General features: G+C 62.6%; 13 protein-coding genes. 6 read left to right on the top strand and 7 right to left on the bottom strand.

Annotation, left to right across the window (positions count from 1 at the left end):
- Window positions 1–103: 103 nt before the first annotated feature.
- Both AC3IX4_RS09640 and AC3IX4_RS09635 read left to right on the top strand, forming a co-directional pair.
- Entirely contained in the window at window positions 104–1,204 is a 1,101-nt protein-coding gene (locus tag AC3IX4_RS09640) for an acyl-CoA dehydrogenase family protein (protein WP_489260314.1), read from the top strand.
- On the top strand, window positions 1,201–2,439 hold the full coding sequence (locus AC3IX4_RS09635; protein WP_489260313.1) for an acyl-CoA dehydrogenase family protein: 1,239 nt from the start codon (window positions 1,201–1,203) through the stop codon (window positions 2,437–2,439). Before AC3IX4_RS09640 ends, AC3IX4_RS09635 begins: the two co-directional genes overlap by 4 nt.
- Window positions 2,440–3,229: 790 nt before the next feature.
- Here AC3IX4_RS09635 and AC3IX4_RS09630 read toward each other — a convergent pair.
- The 7 genes from AC3IX4_RS09630 to AC3IX4_RS09600 are packed head-to-tail and all read right to left on the bottom strand — an operon-like array spanning window position 3,230 to window position 11,031.
- Window positions 3,230–4,798 carry a DUF1302 domain-containing protein gene (locus AC3IX4_RS09630; RefSeq protein ID WP_489260312.1) on the bottom strand — a complete coding sequence of 523 codons (1,569 nt, stop codon included), beginning with the start codon at window positions 4,796–4,798 and terminating at the stop codon, window positions 3,230–3,232.
- A gap of 60 nt (window positions 4,799–4,858) precedes the next feature.
- A complete protein-coding gene (locus AC3IX4_RS09625) occupies window positions 4,859–5,947 on the bottom strand; it encodes an MBL fold metallo-hydrolase (protein WP_489260311.1) in 1,089 nt (362 codons plus the stop codon).
- Complete coding sequence (locus AC3IX4_RS09620) at window positions 5,944–7,794, bottom strand: long-chain-acyl-CoA synthetase (protein ID WP_489260310.1); 1,851 nt, start codon at window positions 7,792–7,794, stop codon at window positions 5,944–5,946. Before AC3IX4_RS09620 ends, AC3IX4_RS09625 begins: the two co-directional genes overlap by 4 nt.
- Window positions 7,791–8,870, bottom strand: a complete 1,080-nt coding sequence (locus tag AC3IX4_RS09615) for an alkene reductase (protein ID WP_489260309.1) — start codon at window positions 8,868–8,870, stop codon at window positions 7,791–7,793. The genes AC3IX4_RS09620 and AC3IX4_RS09615 overlap by 4 nt, the downstream gene beginning before the upstream one ends.
- 10 nt (window positions 8,871–8,880) lie before the next feature.
- The gene (locus tag AC3IX4_RS09610; protein ID WP_489260308.1) at window positions 8,881–9,507 is read right to left on the bottom strand and encodes a nuclear transport factor 2 family protein; all 627 of its coding nucleotides are present in this window, start codon (window positions 9,505–9,507) and stop codon (window positions 8,881–8,883) included.
- A gap of 8 nt (window positions 9,508–9,515) precedes the next feature.
- Window positions 9,516–10,289 carry an SDR family NAD(P)-dependent oxidoreductase gene (locus tag AC3IX4_RS09605; protein ID WP_489260307.1) on the bottom strand — a complete coding sequence of 258 codons (774 nt, stop codon included), beginning with the start codon at window positions 10,287–10,289 and terminating at the stop codon, window positions 9,516–9,518.
- Between the two features lie 10 nt (window positions 10,290–10,299).
- Complete coding sequence (locus tag AC3IX4_RS09600) at window positions 10,300–11,031, bottom strand: SDR family NAD(P)-dependent oxidoreductase (RefSeq protein WP_489260306.1); 732 nt, start codon at window positions 11,029–11,031, stop codon at window positions 10,300–10,302.
- Between the two features lie 314 nt (window positions 11,032–11,345).
- Between AC3IX4_RS09600 and AC3IX4_RS09595 the strand changes: the two genes are divergently transcribed.
- The 4 genes from AC3IX4_RS09595 (at window position 11,346) to AC3IX4_RS09580 (ending at window position 16,690) form a co-directional block, all read left to right on the top strand.
- Entirely contained in the window at window positions 11,346–12,671 is a 1,326-nt protein-coding gene (locus AC3IX4_RS09595; RefSeq protein ID WP_489260305.1) for a spinster family MFS transporter, read from the top strand.
- Window positions 12,672–12,691: 20 nt separating this feature from the next.
- A complete protein-coding gene (locus AC3IX4_RS09590) occupies window positions 12,692–13,528 on the top strand; it encodes an alpha/beta fold hydrolase (RefSeq protein ID WP_489260304.1) in 837 nt (278 codons plus the stop codon).
- 18 nt (window positions 13,529–13,546) lie between these two features.
- Entirely contained in the window at window positions 13,547–15,676 is a 2,130-nt protein-coding gene (locus AC3IX4_RS09585) for an oxidoreductase (protein WP_489260303.1), read from the top strand.
- Between the two features lie 207 nt (window positions 15,677–15,883).
- Window positions 15,884–16,690 (top strand): DeoR/GlpR family DNA-binding transcription regulator, encoded by an 807-nt coding sequence (locus AC3IX4_RS09580; RefSeq protein WP_489260302.1) that lies wholly within the window; start codon window positions 15,884–15,886, stop codon window positions 16,688–16,690.
- Window positions 16,691–16,951: the final 261 nt, after the last annotated feature.

Below are 16,951 nucleotides of genomic sequence, written 5' to 3'. Positions count from 1 at the left end.
CTAGATAGTCCAAACCAAGTACGACAGTGCCAAGTCAAAACCCCATGCTCAGGAGGGCGCGCCCCAGATGGGGCGCTTCTTGCAACCTGCAGGGATACCTTCGATGAATTTCGATTTCACTCAAGAACAGGACATGCTGCGCGATAGCCTGCGCAAATTCCTGAGCCGACAATCGCCCTTGACCGTCGCCCGCCAGGTGCTGGAACAGGGCAAGAGCCATGACCCTGGTGTGTGGAGCGGGCTGGGCGAACTGGGCCTGCACGGCTTGATGTTGCCTGAGCATTGCGGCGGGATCGGCCTGGGGGCATTGGAGCTGTGCGTGGTGGCTGAAGAGCTTGGTCGCCAGCTGGCGCCGGTGCCGTTTTCTTCAACCCAGTACCTGGCGGCCCAGGCCTTGTTGCTGGGGGCAGATACCGCACAACAACAGACCTGGCTCGGCGCGATTGCCGAAGGCGAGATCGCGACCCTGGCGGCGCCCTTGGACGGTGGTCACGCCGTGCTGCCGCGTTACCACCAGGGCTGTCTGGAAGGCGAAGTCGCACTGGTGCCCGACGGACAGTCCGCGGCGATCGCCGTGGTGCTGGCGCAAACCGCTGAAGGCAGCCCGTGCTGGGTGGTCGCCCGGCTGGATAGCCACACTGAACGCCACGCCCAAGCTTGTATCGATAATGCCCGGCCCTGGGCGAGCTTGCAGTTCAATCGCCAAGGCGCCGAACCCTTGAATCAGGTCCAGGATTCGGCTGCATTGCTGCAGCAGGTCCGCGACCGCGCCGCCATCCTGTTGGCCTTCGAACAGCTCGGTGGCGCCGACGCCGCGCTGGAAATGGCGGCAAGCTATGCCCGCGAGCGCAAGGCGTTCGGCCGCACCATCGGCTCTTATCAAGGCATCAAGCACAAGCTGGCCGACCTCTACACCCTCAACCAACTGGCGCGCGCCCATTGCTACTACGGCGCCTGGGCGTTGGCCAGCAACGCCCCCGAACTAAGCATCGCCGCCGCAGCAGCGCGGGTCAGCGCCACGCGGGCCTTCGACTACGCCGCCCAAGAGAACATCCAGACCCACGGCGGCATGGGTTACACCTGGGAGCTCGATTGCCACCTGTTCTATCGCCGCACCCGGCAATTGGCGGTGATGCTCGGCGGCCAGGATGTGTGGAGCGAACAGATCAGCCAGCAGCTGCAACAGCGCCTTGGAGGCGAATGATGGATTTCAAAGACACCCCGGAAGAAGCAGTTTTCCGCGCCGAATGCCGCGCCTGGCTTGAGGCCAACGCCCAGCGCAAGGTGCGCGCCGATGAAGTGTTTGGCCAAGGGCTTGAGCCCCAGGCTTTCATGAGCGCCGCCCGTGCCTGGCAACACCGCAAGGCGCAAGCCGGCTTTGGCGCCATCACCTGGCCGCAGGCCTTGGGCGGACGCGGGGTCAGCCCCTTGCACGAGGTGATCTATCGCCAGGAGGAAGGCCACTATCGGGTGCCGGTCGGGGCCTTCGGTATCAGCCTGGGCATGGTCATCCCCTCGCTGTTTGTACACGCCAGCCCCGAGGTTGTGGAGCGCTTTGTCGGCCCGGCCCTGCGCGGTGACGAGCTGTGGTGCCAGCTGTTGTCCGAACCCGGCGCAGGCTCTGACCTGGGGATGGTTCGCACCCGTGCCGAGCGCTGCACCGATGGCCGCGACGGCTGGCTGATCAATGGCCAGAAGGTTTGGACCAGCCTGGCCCAATTCGCCGAATACGGCCTGGTGCTGACCCGCACCGATCCTAACGTGCCGAAGTTTGAAGGCCTGACGACCTTTTATCTCGCCATGGACACACCGGGCATTGAGATTCGGCCAATTCGCCAGGCCAGTGGTGAGTCGGAGTTCAATGAGGTGTTCTTCAACGATGTGTTTGTGCCCGACCAGCAGCGCGTGGGCGAGTTGAACAAGGGCTGGAAAGTTACCCTCACCGGGTTGATGAACGAGCGCCTGTCGATTGGCGGGGTGATGCCGGCTGATCTATGGCGCACGGCAGCCGAGCTGATCGATGCCAGCACGTTCAATGGAAAGCCCGCTCTAGAGGAAGGCCGCTACCGGCAAAAACTCAGCGACCTGTACCTGGATACCCAGGGTTTGTGGCTGTTGCAATGCAAAGGCCTGACGGCGCTGGGCAAGGGGCGTGAGCCTGGGCCGGAGCTGTCGGTGGCGAAGATCGTGGCGGCGCGCACGCTGCAGCACTTCGCCTATTTGGCGATGGACTTGCAAGGGCAACGTGGGGTGCTGGCGGCCAGTGAGCCTGGGGATACGATGACGTTCGTGCAGCGTTTGTGGTTTGGGGCGGCGGGTATGCGCATTGCGGGCGGCACGGATGAGATCGTGCGTAACAACGTCGGCGAGCGGGTGCTGGGGTTGGCGCCGGAGCCGCGCAATGACAAGGGCGTAGCATTTAATCAGTTGGTTTCTTAACAACTTCGCTGGAGGGCCGTATCAAGGCTTCCAGGCGCTTGCCTTGGGTTTTGCGCTGTTGCGTAGATCGAGCGCCGCCCGCGCGGCGCATCGCCGGCTAAAGCCGGCTCCCACATTGGTTGCAACGTGCCATGGCCTGTGAGATTGGAGTTGTCAGCCACGCGCCCCCCCCCCCCGAAATCACAAAAATCTAAAGCCGAACCACCAAGGCTAACAACCCCCACCCCACAGGCCATGGCACGTTGCAAAAAATGTGGGAGTCGGCTTTAGCCGGCGATGCGCCGCGCGGGCGGCGCTCGATCTCGGCAACAGCACAAAACCCAAGGCAAGCGCCTGGAAGCCTTGATACGGCCTTCCTCTCTTCATTCCCAGGGTGATGAACCCGCAGAGTGCCTGTCAACAGATTGCATGAGCCACATGGTGTCCGCCTTGGTTTTTCCTTTGCTCTTGAGATCGAGCGCCGCCCGCGCGGCGCATCGCCGGCTAAAGCCGGCTCCCACATTGGTTGCAACGTGCCATTTTCTGTGGGATCGGCGTTGTTAGCCTTGGTGGTTCGGCTTTGGATTTTTGTAGGCTCGGTGGGGTTTGCGCGATTGCGCGTCGCTGGCAACTCCACTCTCACAGGCCATGGCACGTTGCAACGTGGGAGCATTGCCTGCGAATGAAGTCACTGCCCCAACAGCTTCGCTGGCAAGCCAGCTCCCACACAATCAAAAGCCCATTGGGCGCCTTTTTTGTGGGAGCAGTGGTCCGGCATTCCGGCTTGCCTGCGAATGAAATCACCGCCCTATCAGAAGGTGTACTTGGCCGAGAAGGTCAGGTAGTCACGGTCTGCCAGTTTGCGACGCAGTGGGTCCGCTTCACCCAGGAAGGCGTTGTACTTGGTGGCCAGCTCCAGGTTGCCCAGGCGCTTGAAGGTCGCACCCACCGACACTCGACGATCACCTTCACCACCACCAATCGCGCCGGCCATCGGCGTGAAGCCGTCGACCACTTGGCTGTAGTTGACCGGCACGCTCAAGTCCCACCCAGAGAAGACACCCGGGTAGGTCAAGGCTACGCCTGCGGTGTAGGCCCAGGCCGAACGGGTCTGGCGCGCAGCGCCGGTGTCGAAAGTGTAGTTGGTAGAACCGCGTACCTCATCGACGCTGGTCACCCAGGTCCGTACCACTTCACCGGTGAAGGTGGTTTGCGGCGCCCACCAGCTGTCGCCCATCAGGTACACGGCCGACAACTGTGCCTGTTGGCCCTTGGCCTTGGTCATGGCAGCGCCCGTAGAGGTCAGCACGTTGGTCGGCGCGCCGTCACGGTAGCTCCACTCACCACTGACCTGGACATCGCCAAAGCGGGTCGAGGCACTCAGGCCACTGAGTTTGATGTCTTCAAAGTACTCGATGGTGTAGCGCAGCGCCGGGAAGGTGCCGCCCACGGTGACACCTGCCGGGTTCTTGTCGTGGTAGTTGATGTGGAAGGCCGACAGTTCCCAGTCGGCGTTCGGGCGGTAGCGCACTTGCACACCGTACTGGCCGCTGTCACGTGGCTCGTTGGTGCCGTCATAGCGAATCGGGATGGGAGCGATGAACTCGCGGCCCGGCCCGACCACATCGGTGGTCGACAGGTAGCTGCCCACCGGCGGCAGTTCGGTGCCCAGCCACTCGTACTGGTAGTAGGCGCCAAAGCTGAATTGGGAGTTGATGTTCCACAAACCCGAAACCTGGCCGACCGGCAGGAAGATCTCCTTGACCTCAACCCCCGGCAGCGACGCTTTTACCGCATCGGAAGGCGACTGCGCGCCCGATACGCCCGGATAGAACAGGCTTTCACCCCAGGATTCAACGTGGCGACCCGCCTTGACGTCCAGGCGCTGGCCGTTGTCGAAGCGCCAGCCATCGAACACGTAGGCGTCGAGGAAACGGCTGCGACCGCCGCTGTAGTAACGGGTGCGGCTGGTGAACTCGTTGAAGTCGCCGGCCTTGTTGACGGTGCCCGGCGAGTCGTTGTCGTTCTCGCGGTGGTACACGGCGTCATAGAAGGTGCTGGCCCGCAGTACCGCACCGTAGCTGTCCTTGCGGATGATCAACTCGCCCAGCGCACTGGCCTGGTTGGTCACCAGACTATGGCGATTGAAGTTACGATCGCCGTCGTCACCGTTGATGCCTCTGGTGAGCGCATCGTCCTGCCCTGACATGCGCATGCCGATGCCATAGTTGGTGGTCAGGCTCCAGTCCACTGTCGCCCCATTGTCGAAGTAGATTGTTTCACCGGCCTGCAACAGCCCCGACTGCAAAGCCACCGCCGTGGCAAGGCTGGCGAGGGCGAAGCGTTGGTTGGCAAACCGGCTGTTATTCTTATTTTGCATTTCACTCTCCAGAGAACGGACACAGGCCTACAGGCCCAACTTTCAACGACCGGGACCGGCTCAGAGGTGGATATCCGCTGACAGGTCAATCGGCTGGTTACCTGAGTCACTCAGGCAGAATTGGTACACCCCGTCTTTGCACTCGCGCACCACCACGCCCTGCTCGACCAGCAGGTTCAGGTGCGCCAGCGTTTCCCCCAGGGCCATCAACAGGTCGAAACGGTTCTTTATTTTCGGGAACAGGAGCGGGCGGATTTGCGCCGCGCTCATGGCGCCGTCTATCTGTTCGGTCAGGCTTTGCAAATGCGCTTCATGGTGGCTGCGCAACTGGTCCAGACGCCGGTGCAGGCCATGGAACGGCCGCTCGTGAGCCGGCAGCACCAGCACACTGTCGGGTACGCTGCGCAGGTGTTCAATGGAGTCTAGCCAGTTGCCCAAGGGGTTGGCCAAAGGTTCGGTGACGGTGACGCAGACGCTTGAGGTGATGCGCGGCAAGACCTGATCGCCGGAAATCAGCAACTGATCCTGTGGGCAATACAGGCAAGCGTGCTCCGGCGAATGACCGGAACCAATCACCACTTGCCATTCACGGTTGCCGATCCGGAGCGCCTGCCCGGCTTGCAAGCGGCGAAAGCTGCGCGGGCTCTGGCTGTGGAACATGGAATTGTTGACCACCGCCACAAAGCCCTGGACTTCCTCCGCCTCAAGGCCGGCCTGCTGATAGAACTGATGAAACTCCCAGTTCAGCTCATCCTCTTTGCCCGGTATTACATGCAAGGCCTGGAACTCGCCTGAGGTCATGTACAACGGGCAACGAAAGCGTTCGGCCAGCCAGCACATCAGGCCGGTGTGGTCATGGTGAAAGTGCGTGGCGATCAGGGCCACGACCGGCAAGCCGTCCATGGCGGTGCTGAACACCTGCTCCCAGGTCTCTTTGCCAAGGTCGGTGTTCAAGCCACTGTCGACCACCACCCAACCTTCACCGTGGCGCAGCAGGTAAAGGTTGATGTGATCCAGGCCGAACGGCAGCGGCATGCGCAACCACAACAGGCCCGGCGCGACCTCCAGGGTCTGGCCCGCCGCAGGCGGCGTCACCCAAGGAAAGCGCAAGCCATTGCGCACTTCGCCACCCACCTCGATGTCACTCATGGCTGGCCCCCGGCGAAAGGCAGCACGTCATTGCTGGCCAACACCTCGGCGCTGTACGGCAGGTAGCTGCCCGCGCGTTCGTCACGCACGTACAGCGGGTCATCGAACAGGTCCGGGTTGTAACCCTGGCGCTGCAAGTCGACCTTGCGCAGCTTGAAGGTACTGGTCAGGTCGGCGCTGGCGCATACGCGCACGAACACGGGCGCGGCGTAGCGTGGCAAGCGTTGTTGGGTAAGCTCAAAGAACGCAACAGGATCGAATGCATACCCTGGCTGCATCAGCACTGCCGCCATGCCGGCACGCCCTTCGTTCTCGGGCACCTGGACGCCGTAGATATTGATCAGTTCAAGGCCTGGGAAATCACCCAGGGCATCAGCGACTTCCTGGGTCGATACGTTCTCGCTCTTCCAGCGGAAGGTGTCACCGATGCGGTCGACGAAATAGAAATAGCCTTCATCGTCGTAGCGCAGCAAGTCGCCGGAGCTCCAGTAGGCATCGCCCTGTTGGAAGACATTGCGCAGGATTTTGCTCTCGGTAGCTTCGGCGCTGGTGTAGCCCTCGAAGCGACCGCCACCGATCTCCGGGTGATTGATGATGTAGCCAATCGCCTCGCCCACTTCACCGGCCTGGCACTGCACGAAGAAACCCTGTTCGTCGCGCACGTGGCTCTGTGTTTCGGTGTCGAAGCGGATCATCCGTACGTTGGTCTTTTCCCAGAACGGAATGCGCCCGCACGAACCCACTTTGTTGTCGACGTTGATGATGTTGGCGTTGGCTTCGGTCGAGCCCCAGCCTTCGAAGATCTGCAGGTTGCCAAAACGCTCGACCCAGCGCTGCCAGATCTCCGGGCTCAGGCCCGCGCCGAGCATGCAGCGCAGGCTGTGGTTGCGATCATCGGGCTGCGGCTCGCGGGTCAGCAGGTAACGGCAGATCTCGCCGATGTACTGGAATACCGTGATCCGGTTCTTGCGGACCTCTGGCCAGAAGGCGCTGACACTGAAGCGCCGGCGTACCACGATCGAGGCGCCGGAAGTCAGGGCGGTGGACGTCACCGACGTGGCGGCGGCACCGTGGTACAGCGGCAGGCAGCAATAGAAGACATCTTCAGGGCTGACGTCCAGGGTCACTTTCATGACATCGCCGGAGGTCATCCAGCGCATGTGGCTGTACTTGGCGGCCTTCGGCAGGCCGGTAGTGCCGCTGGTGAAAATCAGGATCGTAGTGTCTTCGGCGCGTACCTGGGCACGGCCTGCACGGTCCACCGGCGTGGTCTGCGCCTGGCGCAATTGCTGGCTGAAGCTTGAGTCGACAAAATCACACACCGACGGCGGCGCCGTCAGGTCCGGGTCTTCGACCAACCACAGCGGGTACTGGGCCGCTTCTGGCGTCTGGATGAATGCCTGCTGGCACTCCTGGCCAACGATCACCGCTTTTGCGCCTGTGGTTTGCAGGGCGTGCAGCAGCGGGTTGCCGGCCAGGTTGTAGTTGATGAACGCGGTCACCGCGCCCAGCTTGGCCAGGCCAAACCAGGCAAAGAAAAACGCGGCGCGGTTTTCCATGGCCAAGGCGCACACGTCACCGCACCCGATGCCCCGGGCCTGCAAGGCATTGGCATAACGGTTCACCTCGGCATCGACCTCGGCGTAGCTGTAGCGGCGCTCGCCGATCACCAGGAAATGGCGATCGGGGTAGGTGGCCACTTGTGCTTCGAAGCGGTCGGCCAAGGTGTAGTGATCGGCCGGCTTGATGGCCGCGACGACATGGGCACGGCGGTCAAGCAGCTGCTGGGTATGCTCGCGGGTGACGTGCATCGACGCCATCTGTTCGATCATGCCAAGGTCGCTCATACGCCCTCCTCTACAGCTTGATGCACGGCGTAGTCGCTGTAGCCGGTGGCGCCGGGGGAATACAGGGTCTTGCGGTCGAAACGGGTGAGCGGCAAGCCCTCGCGAAAACGCTCGACCAAATCAGGGTTGGCGATGAAATGACGGGCAAACGACACACCGTCCGCCGCACCGTCGGCCAGCACTTGGCGAGCGCTGTCGGCGTCAAAACCGTCGTTGATCAGCAACGGGCCTGTGAAGCCTGCGCGGGCGATGGCGAAGGCATCCAGGTCTGGCACTTGGGCGCGCATCACGTGCAGATAGGCCAGGCCCATGCCGTCGATACCGGCCAACAGCGCCTGCAAGGTGGCCAGCGGATCGCTGTCCACTGCGTCGTTGTAAGGGTTGCCCGGGCAGACCCGCAGGCCGACACGCCCGGCACCGATGGCCTGGCTCATGGCCTTGAGCACGTCCAGCGGGAAGCGCACCCGGTTGGCCAGGTTGCCGCCGTATTCGTCGCTGCGCTGGTTGCTGTTCTGGGCCATGAACTGCATCGGCAGGTAGCCGCTGGTGGCGTGCAATTCAACACCGTCAAAGCCTGCTTCACGCGCATTGACTGCCGCCTGGCGATACTCGTCGATCACCGCGGCGATCTCATCCAGGCTCATGGCTTCGGGTTGCAGGGTTGGCTGAAGACCCGCGGTGTCGGTAAACAGTTCGGCTTGCGCGGCGATCGCCGAGGGCGCCTGAGTGCGCGCGCCCGCTGGTTTGTTTTCGGCGCAGGCGACCCGGCCGCAGTGCATCAGTTGCAGCACAATGCGCCCGCCACGGGCGTGTACCGCATCGGTCACCTGGCGCCAGGCGCTGATTTGTTCGGGCGAGTAGATGCCGGGGGTGCGGCAATAGCCCAGGCCGTGCATCGACGGTGCGGTGCCTTCGGCAATGATCAGGCCGGCGCTGGCGCGCTGGGCGTAGTAGTCGACCATCACTTCGGTCGGCACTGCCTGGTCGTCGGCGCGGCTGCGGGTCATGGGCGCCATGACCACGCGGTTACGCAGTTCGATGTCGCCAAAGTGCGTGGGCTGGAAAAGTTCGTTCATTCAGGCCTCCTTAACGCACGCGAATGCGTGGCGCTGGGGTATCGCGACGGATGCCGCGCAAAAACCCATCCAGCGGCGCAGGTGCGGCAACCTGAGGCAGGCCATCGTCCGCGGGGCTTTGGTTCCAGAAGGATTTCCAGGACGGGAACAGTTCGTGGAAGGTGCCGTGGTAGGGCTCGCGGCCCGGCCAACGCATCTTCATGTCACCGATCGGTGGTTTGTTCAGGTCGGTGGCGTACCAGTAGCAAGGCAGGCGACGGCGGAAGTACCACTGGCCGTCCACGCGCTCGTAGTCGTCCCAGTAGAGCATCTGCATGATCACCCACTCGTTGCCGGCCTCATGCTCGTTCTTCGAATACACCACGCCAATGGCGTGGTCAGGGTCGGTGAACTCGATGATGTGTTGGCCGACGTGGTGCGAGGTGCCGGTGAACTGATAACGCAGGGTGTCGTCGACCCAGGCCTTGAGGTGGGCACGGCCGATTTTTTCGCGGCCTACGCGAATGTCGGCGGCGAACAAATTGACGTGGGCATCGAGGTCGCGCATGTCCAGCGACAGCGAATATTTGCCCACCAGTTGGCGGATGGCTTCGGTGGATTCGAGGCGATCCAGGCGCTCAAGCAGTTGCTGTTCCATGGTCGCGTTCACTCCAGCACCGTGTACAGTTCGGAGCCGCGACCACCGTCCACCGCCAGGCTTGCGCCGGTGATGTACGAGGCTTCATCGCTGGCCAGAAAGAGCACGGCGTTGGCCAGCTCCGTGGCTTGCCCGACGCGGCGCATGGGGATCAACCGCTCGGTTTTTTCGCGGGTAGCGTCATCGTCCAGCATGCCCGCGGTGGCCGGGGTTTGAACGATCCCAGGGATCACGACGTTGCAGCGGATATTGCTGGCTGCGCCTTCAGAAGCGACCGCGCGGCTGAAGTTGATGACCGCCGCCTTGGCTGCCGAATAGCCCGCCATCCACGGCATGCCGAACAGCCCGCAGATGGAGGCGAGGTTGACGATCGAGCCGCCACCGTTTTCCTTCATCAGACGCATGGCCGCGCGGGTGCCCCAGAAGGTGCCGTCGACAGTGGTGGTAAAGTTGGCGTGCCAGTCGGCGGTCGACATGGTGTCGATAGCGCCCCAGGTGTAGGCCATGGCGTTGTTGACCAGTACGTCCAGGCGCCCGTATTGCTCGGCAACCGATTCGATGGCAGCGGTAAAGCCCTGCTCATCGCTGACATCGGCCACGCGCAGGTCGGCCTTGAAACCGGCAGCGCGGATCTCTTCGACCAACGCCAGCAGCGGTTCGACGCGACGACCGCAGATGACCACCTGGGCGCCCTCTTGTGCCATGCGCAGGGCCGTGGCAGCACCGATGCCCGAGCCACCGCCGCTGATGAACACCACTTTGTCTTGCATTCTTGTTGTCATGTGAGGTTCCTCAGATAAAGGCCATGCCGCCGTTGACGGCCACGTTCTGGCCGGTCACGAAGCTGGCTTCGTCGCTGGCCAAAAAGGCGGCGACTTGGGCGATTTCTTCCGGGCGGCACAGGCGGCCCAGGGGGATGGCCTTGACCATGGCTTCCATCCACTCATCGGGAATGCCCTGCATCATTGGCGTGTCGGTAGGGCCGGGCACCAGGGTGTTGACGCGAATACCATGGGGCGCCAGGTCGCGCGCCATAGTGCGGGTCAGGCCCATCACACCGGCCTTGGAAGCCACGTAATGGCACGGCCCTTCGCCGGTCATGGCGGCGGTGCTGGACAGGTTGACGATGGCGCCCGACTTGCGCGAGCTCATCAGTCGGCCAGCTTCGCGGGCGCACAAGAACACGCCAGTCAGGTTGACGTTGATCACCCGCTGCCAGTTCTCCAGGGGTGTTTCCAGGAAGGTATCCACCGAGCCGATGCCGGCATTGTTGACGAGGATGTCCAGGCGACCGGCTTCTTTTTCGATATGCGCCATGGCAGCCTGGACCGAAGCTTCTTCAGCCACGTTACAGATCAGCGGGCGGGCACTGTCGCCCAGGCCTTCGCAGGTTTGTTCCAGCGCCTGGGTGTTGATGTCGGCGGCATAGACCGTGGCACCTTGCTCGACGAAATGGCGGACGATGGCACGCCCCATACCTTGCCCGGCACCCGTCACCAGGGCGATCTTGTCTGACAGCTTCATAGCGGTTCCTTGTCCGATTGCGTTGGCCGCCATCATTGCGACGGCGCAATCTAGGAACATCGTCCATTGAGACTAAAGTCTTCGCGGCGCTGCAATTGCTCGCACACGCGGTTCGGCGCTGTAGCCGCTGCCGACAGGCTGCGATGCGGCCCGTCAGGGGCGCCAGTGTGGATTTCAACATCCTGCGCCCGCTTTGCGGTCGATCGCAGCCTATCGGCAGCGGCTACAGGCGCTGGGTGGTCTGAATGGACGATGCCCAGTCCCCCCCTGCCCGCTCACCATCCAATGAATACAACAAGACCAGGAGCCTCACCGTGAGCGCCTCACCCACCGTCACTTGGCGCACGCACTATGCGTTAGCCATCATCGCCCTGATCTACATCTTCAACTACATCGACCGGCTGCTGGTCTCGATCCTGATCGAGCCGATCAAGACCGAATTCGGTGTATCCGACACCATGATCGGCTTGCTCTCGGGCGTGGCCTTCGCCTTGTTCTACACCTGCTTTGGATTGCCACTTGGGCGCCTGGCCGACCGCATCGGGCGTAAACCTGTGATCGCGCTGGCCTGTATTGCCTGGAGCGTGATGACCATGCTGTGCGGCCTGGCCGCCAGTTTCGGTCTGCTGCTGTTGTTTCGCATCGGCGTCGCCATCGGTGAAGCCGGTGGCTCGGCGCCTTCGGTGGCGTTGATCTCCGACCTTTATCCCAAGCACTTGCGGGCTCGCGCCTTGTCGGTGCTGTTGATGGGCCCGGCCATCGGTGCGGTGGTCGGCCTGGGTGCTGGCGGCTGGATCGCCGAGCATTACGGCTGGCGCATGGCGTTCATTCTGGTCGGCGCGCCCGGTGTGTTGCTGGGCTTGATTCTGGCGTGGACGGTGCGCGTGCCCCAGCATGTACGACCCCAGACAACCCAAGCCAGTGACGGTTGGCTGCCCACCTTGCGCAGCTTGCTGAAAACCCCAAGTTACGGCCTGATCATCGTCGCTGGCAGCAGCGCAGCGATTGCGGGCTACGCCATCGGCACCTGGAACCCTAGCTTCCTGATTCGTTCCCATGGCCTGAGCATCCAGCATGCGGGCATTTTGATCGGTCTGGGTGGCGGGTTGATTTCAGGGGTAGGTACGCTGTTGTGCGGTGTGCTCACCGACAAACTCTCGGCACGCGATCCGGGTTGGCAGATGGGCACGGCACTGCTGGGCACTCTGCTGAGTATCCCTTTCGGCGTGCTGTATTTCATGTGGCCGGCTGGCATCGCCTTCACCCTGGGCAGCGTGCCGGTTCCAACCGCCTTCCTCTTCTATCTCGGGTTTGCCTTCTTCGGTGCCTGGTGGTCAGTGCCCTGCTTCAGCGCCATGTCTCACCTGTTCCCGGCCACTCGACTGGCCCAGGCCACGGCCCTGTTTTTCATGGGCATTACCTTGCTGGGCGTGGGTTTCGGCCCGCTGGTAACCGGCCTGCTCAGCGATTTCTACAGTGCCCGGATCGGTATCGAAGCCCTGCGTTACTCGCTGGCCAGCTCCATGGGCCTGCTGCTGATCACCTGTCTGTGCCTGTTGCTGGCCATCCCCCGGTATCGCGGGCAAATCCTGCAACAGCAACGCCCCCCCTCAAAGCTCCCAGAAGCTGTGACTGCCTGATTTCCTGAAGAGGACCACCCATGAGCTCCATCGAAAAAGACCTGCCCCTGCCAACCGGCAACTACGCGCAACTACCCGGTGGCATGCGCATGCACTACCTGGACATCGGCGAAGGCCCAGTGGTGATCTGGCTGCACGGCAGCGGGCCAGGTGCCAGCGGTTTCAGCAACTTCAAGGGTAACTACCCGGTGTTCCAGAAAGCCGGTTACCGCAACATCATCGTCGACCTGCCTGGCTTTGGCCGCTCGGACAAGCCCGCCGACGCCCACTACAACCTGGACTTCTTCGTCGGCCACCTGAAAGCGCTGATGGATGCCATCGATGTCGAGCGCTGCACCCTGCTCGGCAACTCGCTGGGTGGCGCCATCGCCCTGGGTCTGGCACTGGCTCACCCGGAGCGCGTGGAAAAACTGATCATGATGGCGCCTGGCGGTGTGGAAGACCGCGAGACTTACTTCCAGATGCCGGGCATCATCAACATGGTCAACGTGTATAGCCAAGGGCCGATGGGCATCGAGCAGATGCGTAATGTGATGAGCATGCAACTGTTTGACGACAGCATGTTGACCGATGCGCTGTTGGCCGAGCGTGTAGCTGTGGCAGCGACGCAGCCGGCCAACCTGTTCTCGACCATGATGGTGCCGAACATGACCGAGCGCCTGCACGAGATCAAGTGCCCGATCCTCGGTTTCTGGGGCAACGAAGACCGCTTCAACCCGCCCGCCGGCATGTTCAAGTTTCTTGAAAACGCGCCCCATGCGCGCTTCACGATGGTCAACCGTTGTGGCCACTGGGTGCAGGTCGAACATCAGGTACTGTTCAACCGTCAGTGCCTGGACTTCCTTCAAGACGCCTAACTGCTCAGGATGACTGCGATGAGTCACTACCCTCACCTGCTCAGCCCGGGCCGTATCGGCTCGATGGAACTGCGCAACCGCATCATCATGGCGCCGATGGGCTCCAACTTTGCTGAAACCGACGGCACCTGCGGCGAGCGTATCCAGGCTTACTATGAAGCTCGCGCCGCCGGCGGCGCCGGCCTTTTGATCATGGGCGTCGCCTCGATTGCGTTTCCGGCCGGTACCGCCGAGCCCTATCAGGTCGGTATCTCCGATGACCGTTTTATACCCGGTCTCAAGGCCCTGACCGACCGCGTCCACCGCCACGGTGCCAAGGTCGCCATTCAGTTGCAGCACGCCGGCAAGACCGCCGTGCGCGACCTGGCCGAAGGGCGCGAGCTGTGGGTGCCGTCGATGCCCCCGGCGACCAAGACGAACATGATGGACTCGCTCACCCCCGAGGAGCTGGGCAGCTTTATCAGCTCGGCCAAGGGCCTGGCCGGACGCCCGCCGATTAGGGTGATGGACAAGGCCGACATCGCGCAGATGGTCGAGTGGTTCGCCGCCGCTGCCGAGCGTGCCCAGCGCGCAGGCTTCGATGGCGTGGAGATCCATGCCGCGCACAGCTATATCGTCGCAGGCTTTCTCTCCCCCTATTACAACAAGCGCGATGACGAGTACGGCGGCTGCCTGGAAAACCGCGCACGCCTGTTGATGGAAGTGCTTCACGAAACCCGTCGCCGAGTCGGGCCGGACTTCGGCCTTTGGCTGCGCCTGGACGCTTACGAATTGCGCCATGACGGCGGCATCACCCTGGACGACGCCAAGGCCGTTGCGCGCATGGCTGCGGCGGCCGGTGCCCAGGCGGTGTCGGTATCGGCTTATGCGGCGGTCACCACCGGCGTGGCCTTCACCGAAGCGCCGCTGGTGCAGAAACCTGCGGGCTTTCTGGACTGGGCCGCGGCGATTCGCCAAGTGGTGGATGTGCCGGTCATCAGTGTCGGACGGCTGGAGCCGGAAGTGGCCGAACGCGCCATCGCCGGCGGCCAATGCGACTTTGTCGCCATGGCGCGCAAACTGCTGGCTGATCCTGAACTGCCGAACAAGCTGATGCGCGGCGATCCCAAGGCGATCCGCCCATGCATCTACTGCTATGCCTGTGTCAGTCAGATCTTCATCAACAAACGGGTCAAGTGCGCGGTCAACCCGTTCACCGGTCATGAGTTCGAAACGGTGATCAGCCCTGCGGCCGTTTCGCGTCATATTGCCGTGGTCGGCGGCGGCCCGGCTGGCATGGAAGCGGCGCGAGTGGCAGCCTTGCGCGGTCATCGCGTGACCTTGATCGAGCGCAGCAACCGCCTGGGCGGTACGCTGTTTTTTGCTGCCCTCGCCTACCCGGAAAACGGCGCGCTGCTGGACAACCTGGTGCATCAGGTCAAGGCCCTGCCGATCGAAGTGCGGCTGAACACCGAAGCCACCCCGGCACTGCTCCGCGAGCTGGGCGTCGACCAGGTATTGGTCGGCAACGGTGCTCGACGCGACGCCCCGGACATCCCCGGCGCCGATCAGAAGCACGTGTGGAGCGGCGATGAGCTGCGACGCTTGATGACCGGTGATCGCGCGGACGAAATCGCCCGCGCCAAACTCTCGCTGACCCAGCGCACGATGATGAAGGCCGGCAGCCTGAGCGGTGTCACCGACAGTGCCGATGCCTTGAAAACCCTGTCCAAACTGTGGATGCCACTGGGCAAGCGCGTGGTGATTATCGGCGGAGGACTGGTGGGGCTGGAGCTGGCAGAGTTCCTGGTCGAACGCGGCCGTGAAGTGACGGTGCTGGAACCGGGGTCTCATTTGGGCCGCGAGTTGTCGATCGTGCGGCGCTGGCGAGTGCTGGATAACCTGGAGCAGCATCAGGTCGCGATGGTGACCTTGGCGGCAATCGACAGCATCGGCACCAAGACCGTCAGCTATCGCCAGGGCGATGGGCCGGTACAGCAACTGGCGGCCGACTCGGTGGTGCTCGCCATTGGCGCAGGACCGGACAGCCGACTGGCCGATGCCTTGAGTGGCTGCGATGTACCGATTAGCCGGATCGGCGACTGTGGCGAGATGGGTTATATCGAGGGAGCCTTGCGTAGCGGTACGCACGCTGCACTGGCGTTGTAACGCTCCGTTTAACTGACTGGCATTGTAGGAGCCAGCCTTGGCTGCGATGAACGCACCGCGGTTTGCCTGATGCACCGCGGTGCGTTCATCGCAGCCAAGGCTGGCTCCTACCCTTATCCCTGCCTGGCCTGACGTTTGCCGCTTATGGTCCAGCCCTGACAACTGCTATGCTGCTCCGGTTTTCTTGACCGAATGCTGGAGCCCGAATTGCCAAGCCCAAAGGACATCGCCGAAGGCGCTGCACCGATGATTCCCGAGCAACGTCGCGAACAAATCCTGCGACAGTTGCGCAAGCACCAGGTGCTGAGTGTCCATCAATTGATGGAGATGTTCGACTGCTCGCACATGACCGTGCGCCGCGATATCGCGCTGCTTGAACAGGAAGGCCGGGCCTATTCGGTCACCGGCGGCGTGCGAATCGCCAGCCAGTTGCACAGCGAGCCCAGCCACCAACTCAAGGCTGTGGTGGAGCTGCCGCAAAAGCAGGCCATGGCCAAGCTTGCCGCGAGCCTCTTACGCAATGACATGACGGTGTACCTGGATGCCGGTACCAGCACCCTGGAGATCGTGCCGTATATCAAGGCGATGACCGGGATGACGGTGGTGACCAACGATTTTGGTGTCGCCCAGGCACTGATGGAGGCCACCCATGTGACGGTCATTCACACCGGCGGGCAATTGGACCATGACAACCATTCTTGCATCGGCGGCCTGGCCGTGGCGACCCTGCGCCAGATCGTTACTGACATCGCCTTCATGTCCACCAGTTCCTGGGACCTGTTGCGCGGCATCACCACACCGTCGGCATTAAAGGTGGAGGTCAAGCAGGTCGCCATGCAGTCCGCCTCCCAGGTTGTGCTGGTAGCCAGCAGTTCCAAGTATGGGACGTTCAGCATGTACAAGATCGCCGGGCTTGAGCAGTTCGACGTCATCATCAGCGATGATGAGCTGGCCATTGCGGCCGCCGATGGGGTTCGCAAGCAGGGCGTGGAATTGATGCTGGCGGCCAGGTAGGAGCCGGCTTTAGCCGCGATGGCCACACCGCAGTGCATCAGGCAAACCACGGCGCATTCATCGCGGCTACAAGCCGGCTCCTACCGATCGTGTAGGAGCCAGCCTTGGCGGCGATAGCCACACCGCGGTGCATCAGACAAACCGCGGCGCATTCATCGCGGCTAAAGCCGGCTCCTATGTATGGACTCGCCCCCACTATCAACCCGCTTTTGAACACTGCTACCCGGCTGCATCTATGTATAAGGCCTACTCGAGGAAGCC

It is taken from the genome of Pseudomonas sp. KH_021, from assembly GCF_057838865.1.
The sequence above is the reverse complement of the archived record's forward strand: the minus strand, read 5'-3'. Positions and strand labels throughout refer to the sequence as shown.

What these genes read in the sequence shown, in the direction of transcription:
- AC3IX4_RS09640 (WP_489260314.1), top strand. Translation starts at nt 104, where the DNA reads ATGAATTTCGATTTCACTCAAGAACAGGACATGCTGCGCGATAGCCTG.
- AC3IX4_RS09635 (WP_489260313.1), top strand. Translation starts at nt 1,201, where the DNA reads ATGATGGATTTCAAAGACACCCCGGAAGAAGCAGTTTTCCGCGCCGAA.
- AC3IX4_RS09630 (WP_489260312.1), bottom strand. Translation starts at nt 4,798, where the DNA reads ATGCAAAATAAGAATAACAGCCGGTTTGCCAACCAACGCTTCGCCCTC.
- AC3IX4_RS09625 (WP_489260311.1), bottom strand. Translation starts at nt 5,947, where the DNA reads ATGAGTGACATCGAGGTGGGTGGCGAAGTGCGCAATGGCTTGCGCTTT.
- AC3IX4_RS09620 (WP_489260310.1), bottom strand. Translation starts at nt 7,794, where the DNA reads ATGAGCGACCTTGGCATGATCGAACAGATGGCGTCGATGCACGTCACC.
- AC3IX4_RS09615 (WP_489260309.1), bottom strand. Translation starts at nt 8,870, where the DNA reads ATGAACGAACTTTTCCAGCCCACGCACTTTGGCGACATCGAACTGCGT.
- AC3IX4_RS09610 (WP_489260308.1), bottom strand. Translation starts at nt 9,507, where the DNA reads ATGGAACAGCAACTGCTTGAGCGCCTGGATCGCCTCGAATCCACCGAA.
- AC3IX4_RS09605 (WP_489260307.1), bottom strand. Translation starts at nt 10,289, where the DNA reads ATGACAACAAGAATGCAAGACAAAGTGGTGTTCATCAGCGGCGGTGGC.
- AC3IX4_RS09600 (WP_489260306.1), bottom strand. Translation starts at nt 11,031, where the DNA reads ATGAAGCTGTCAGACAAGATCGCCCTGGTGACGGGTGCCGGGCAAGGT.
- AC3IX4_RS09590 (WP_489260304.1), top strand. Translation starts at nt 12,692, where the DNA reads ATGAGCTCCATCGAAAAAGACCTGCCCCTGCCAACCGGCAACTACGCG.
- AC3IX4_RS09585 (WP_489260303.1), top strand. Translation starts at nt 13,547, where the DNA reads ATGAGTCACTACCCTCACCTGCTCAGCCCGGGCCGTATCGGCTCGATG.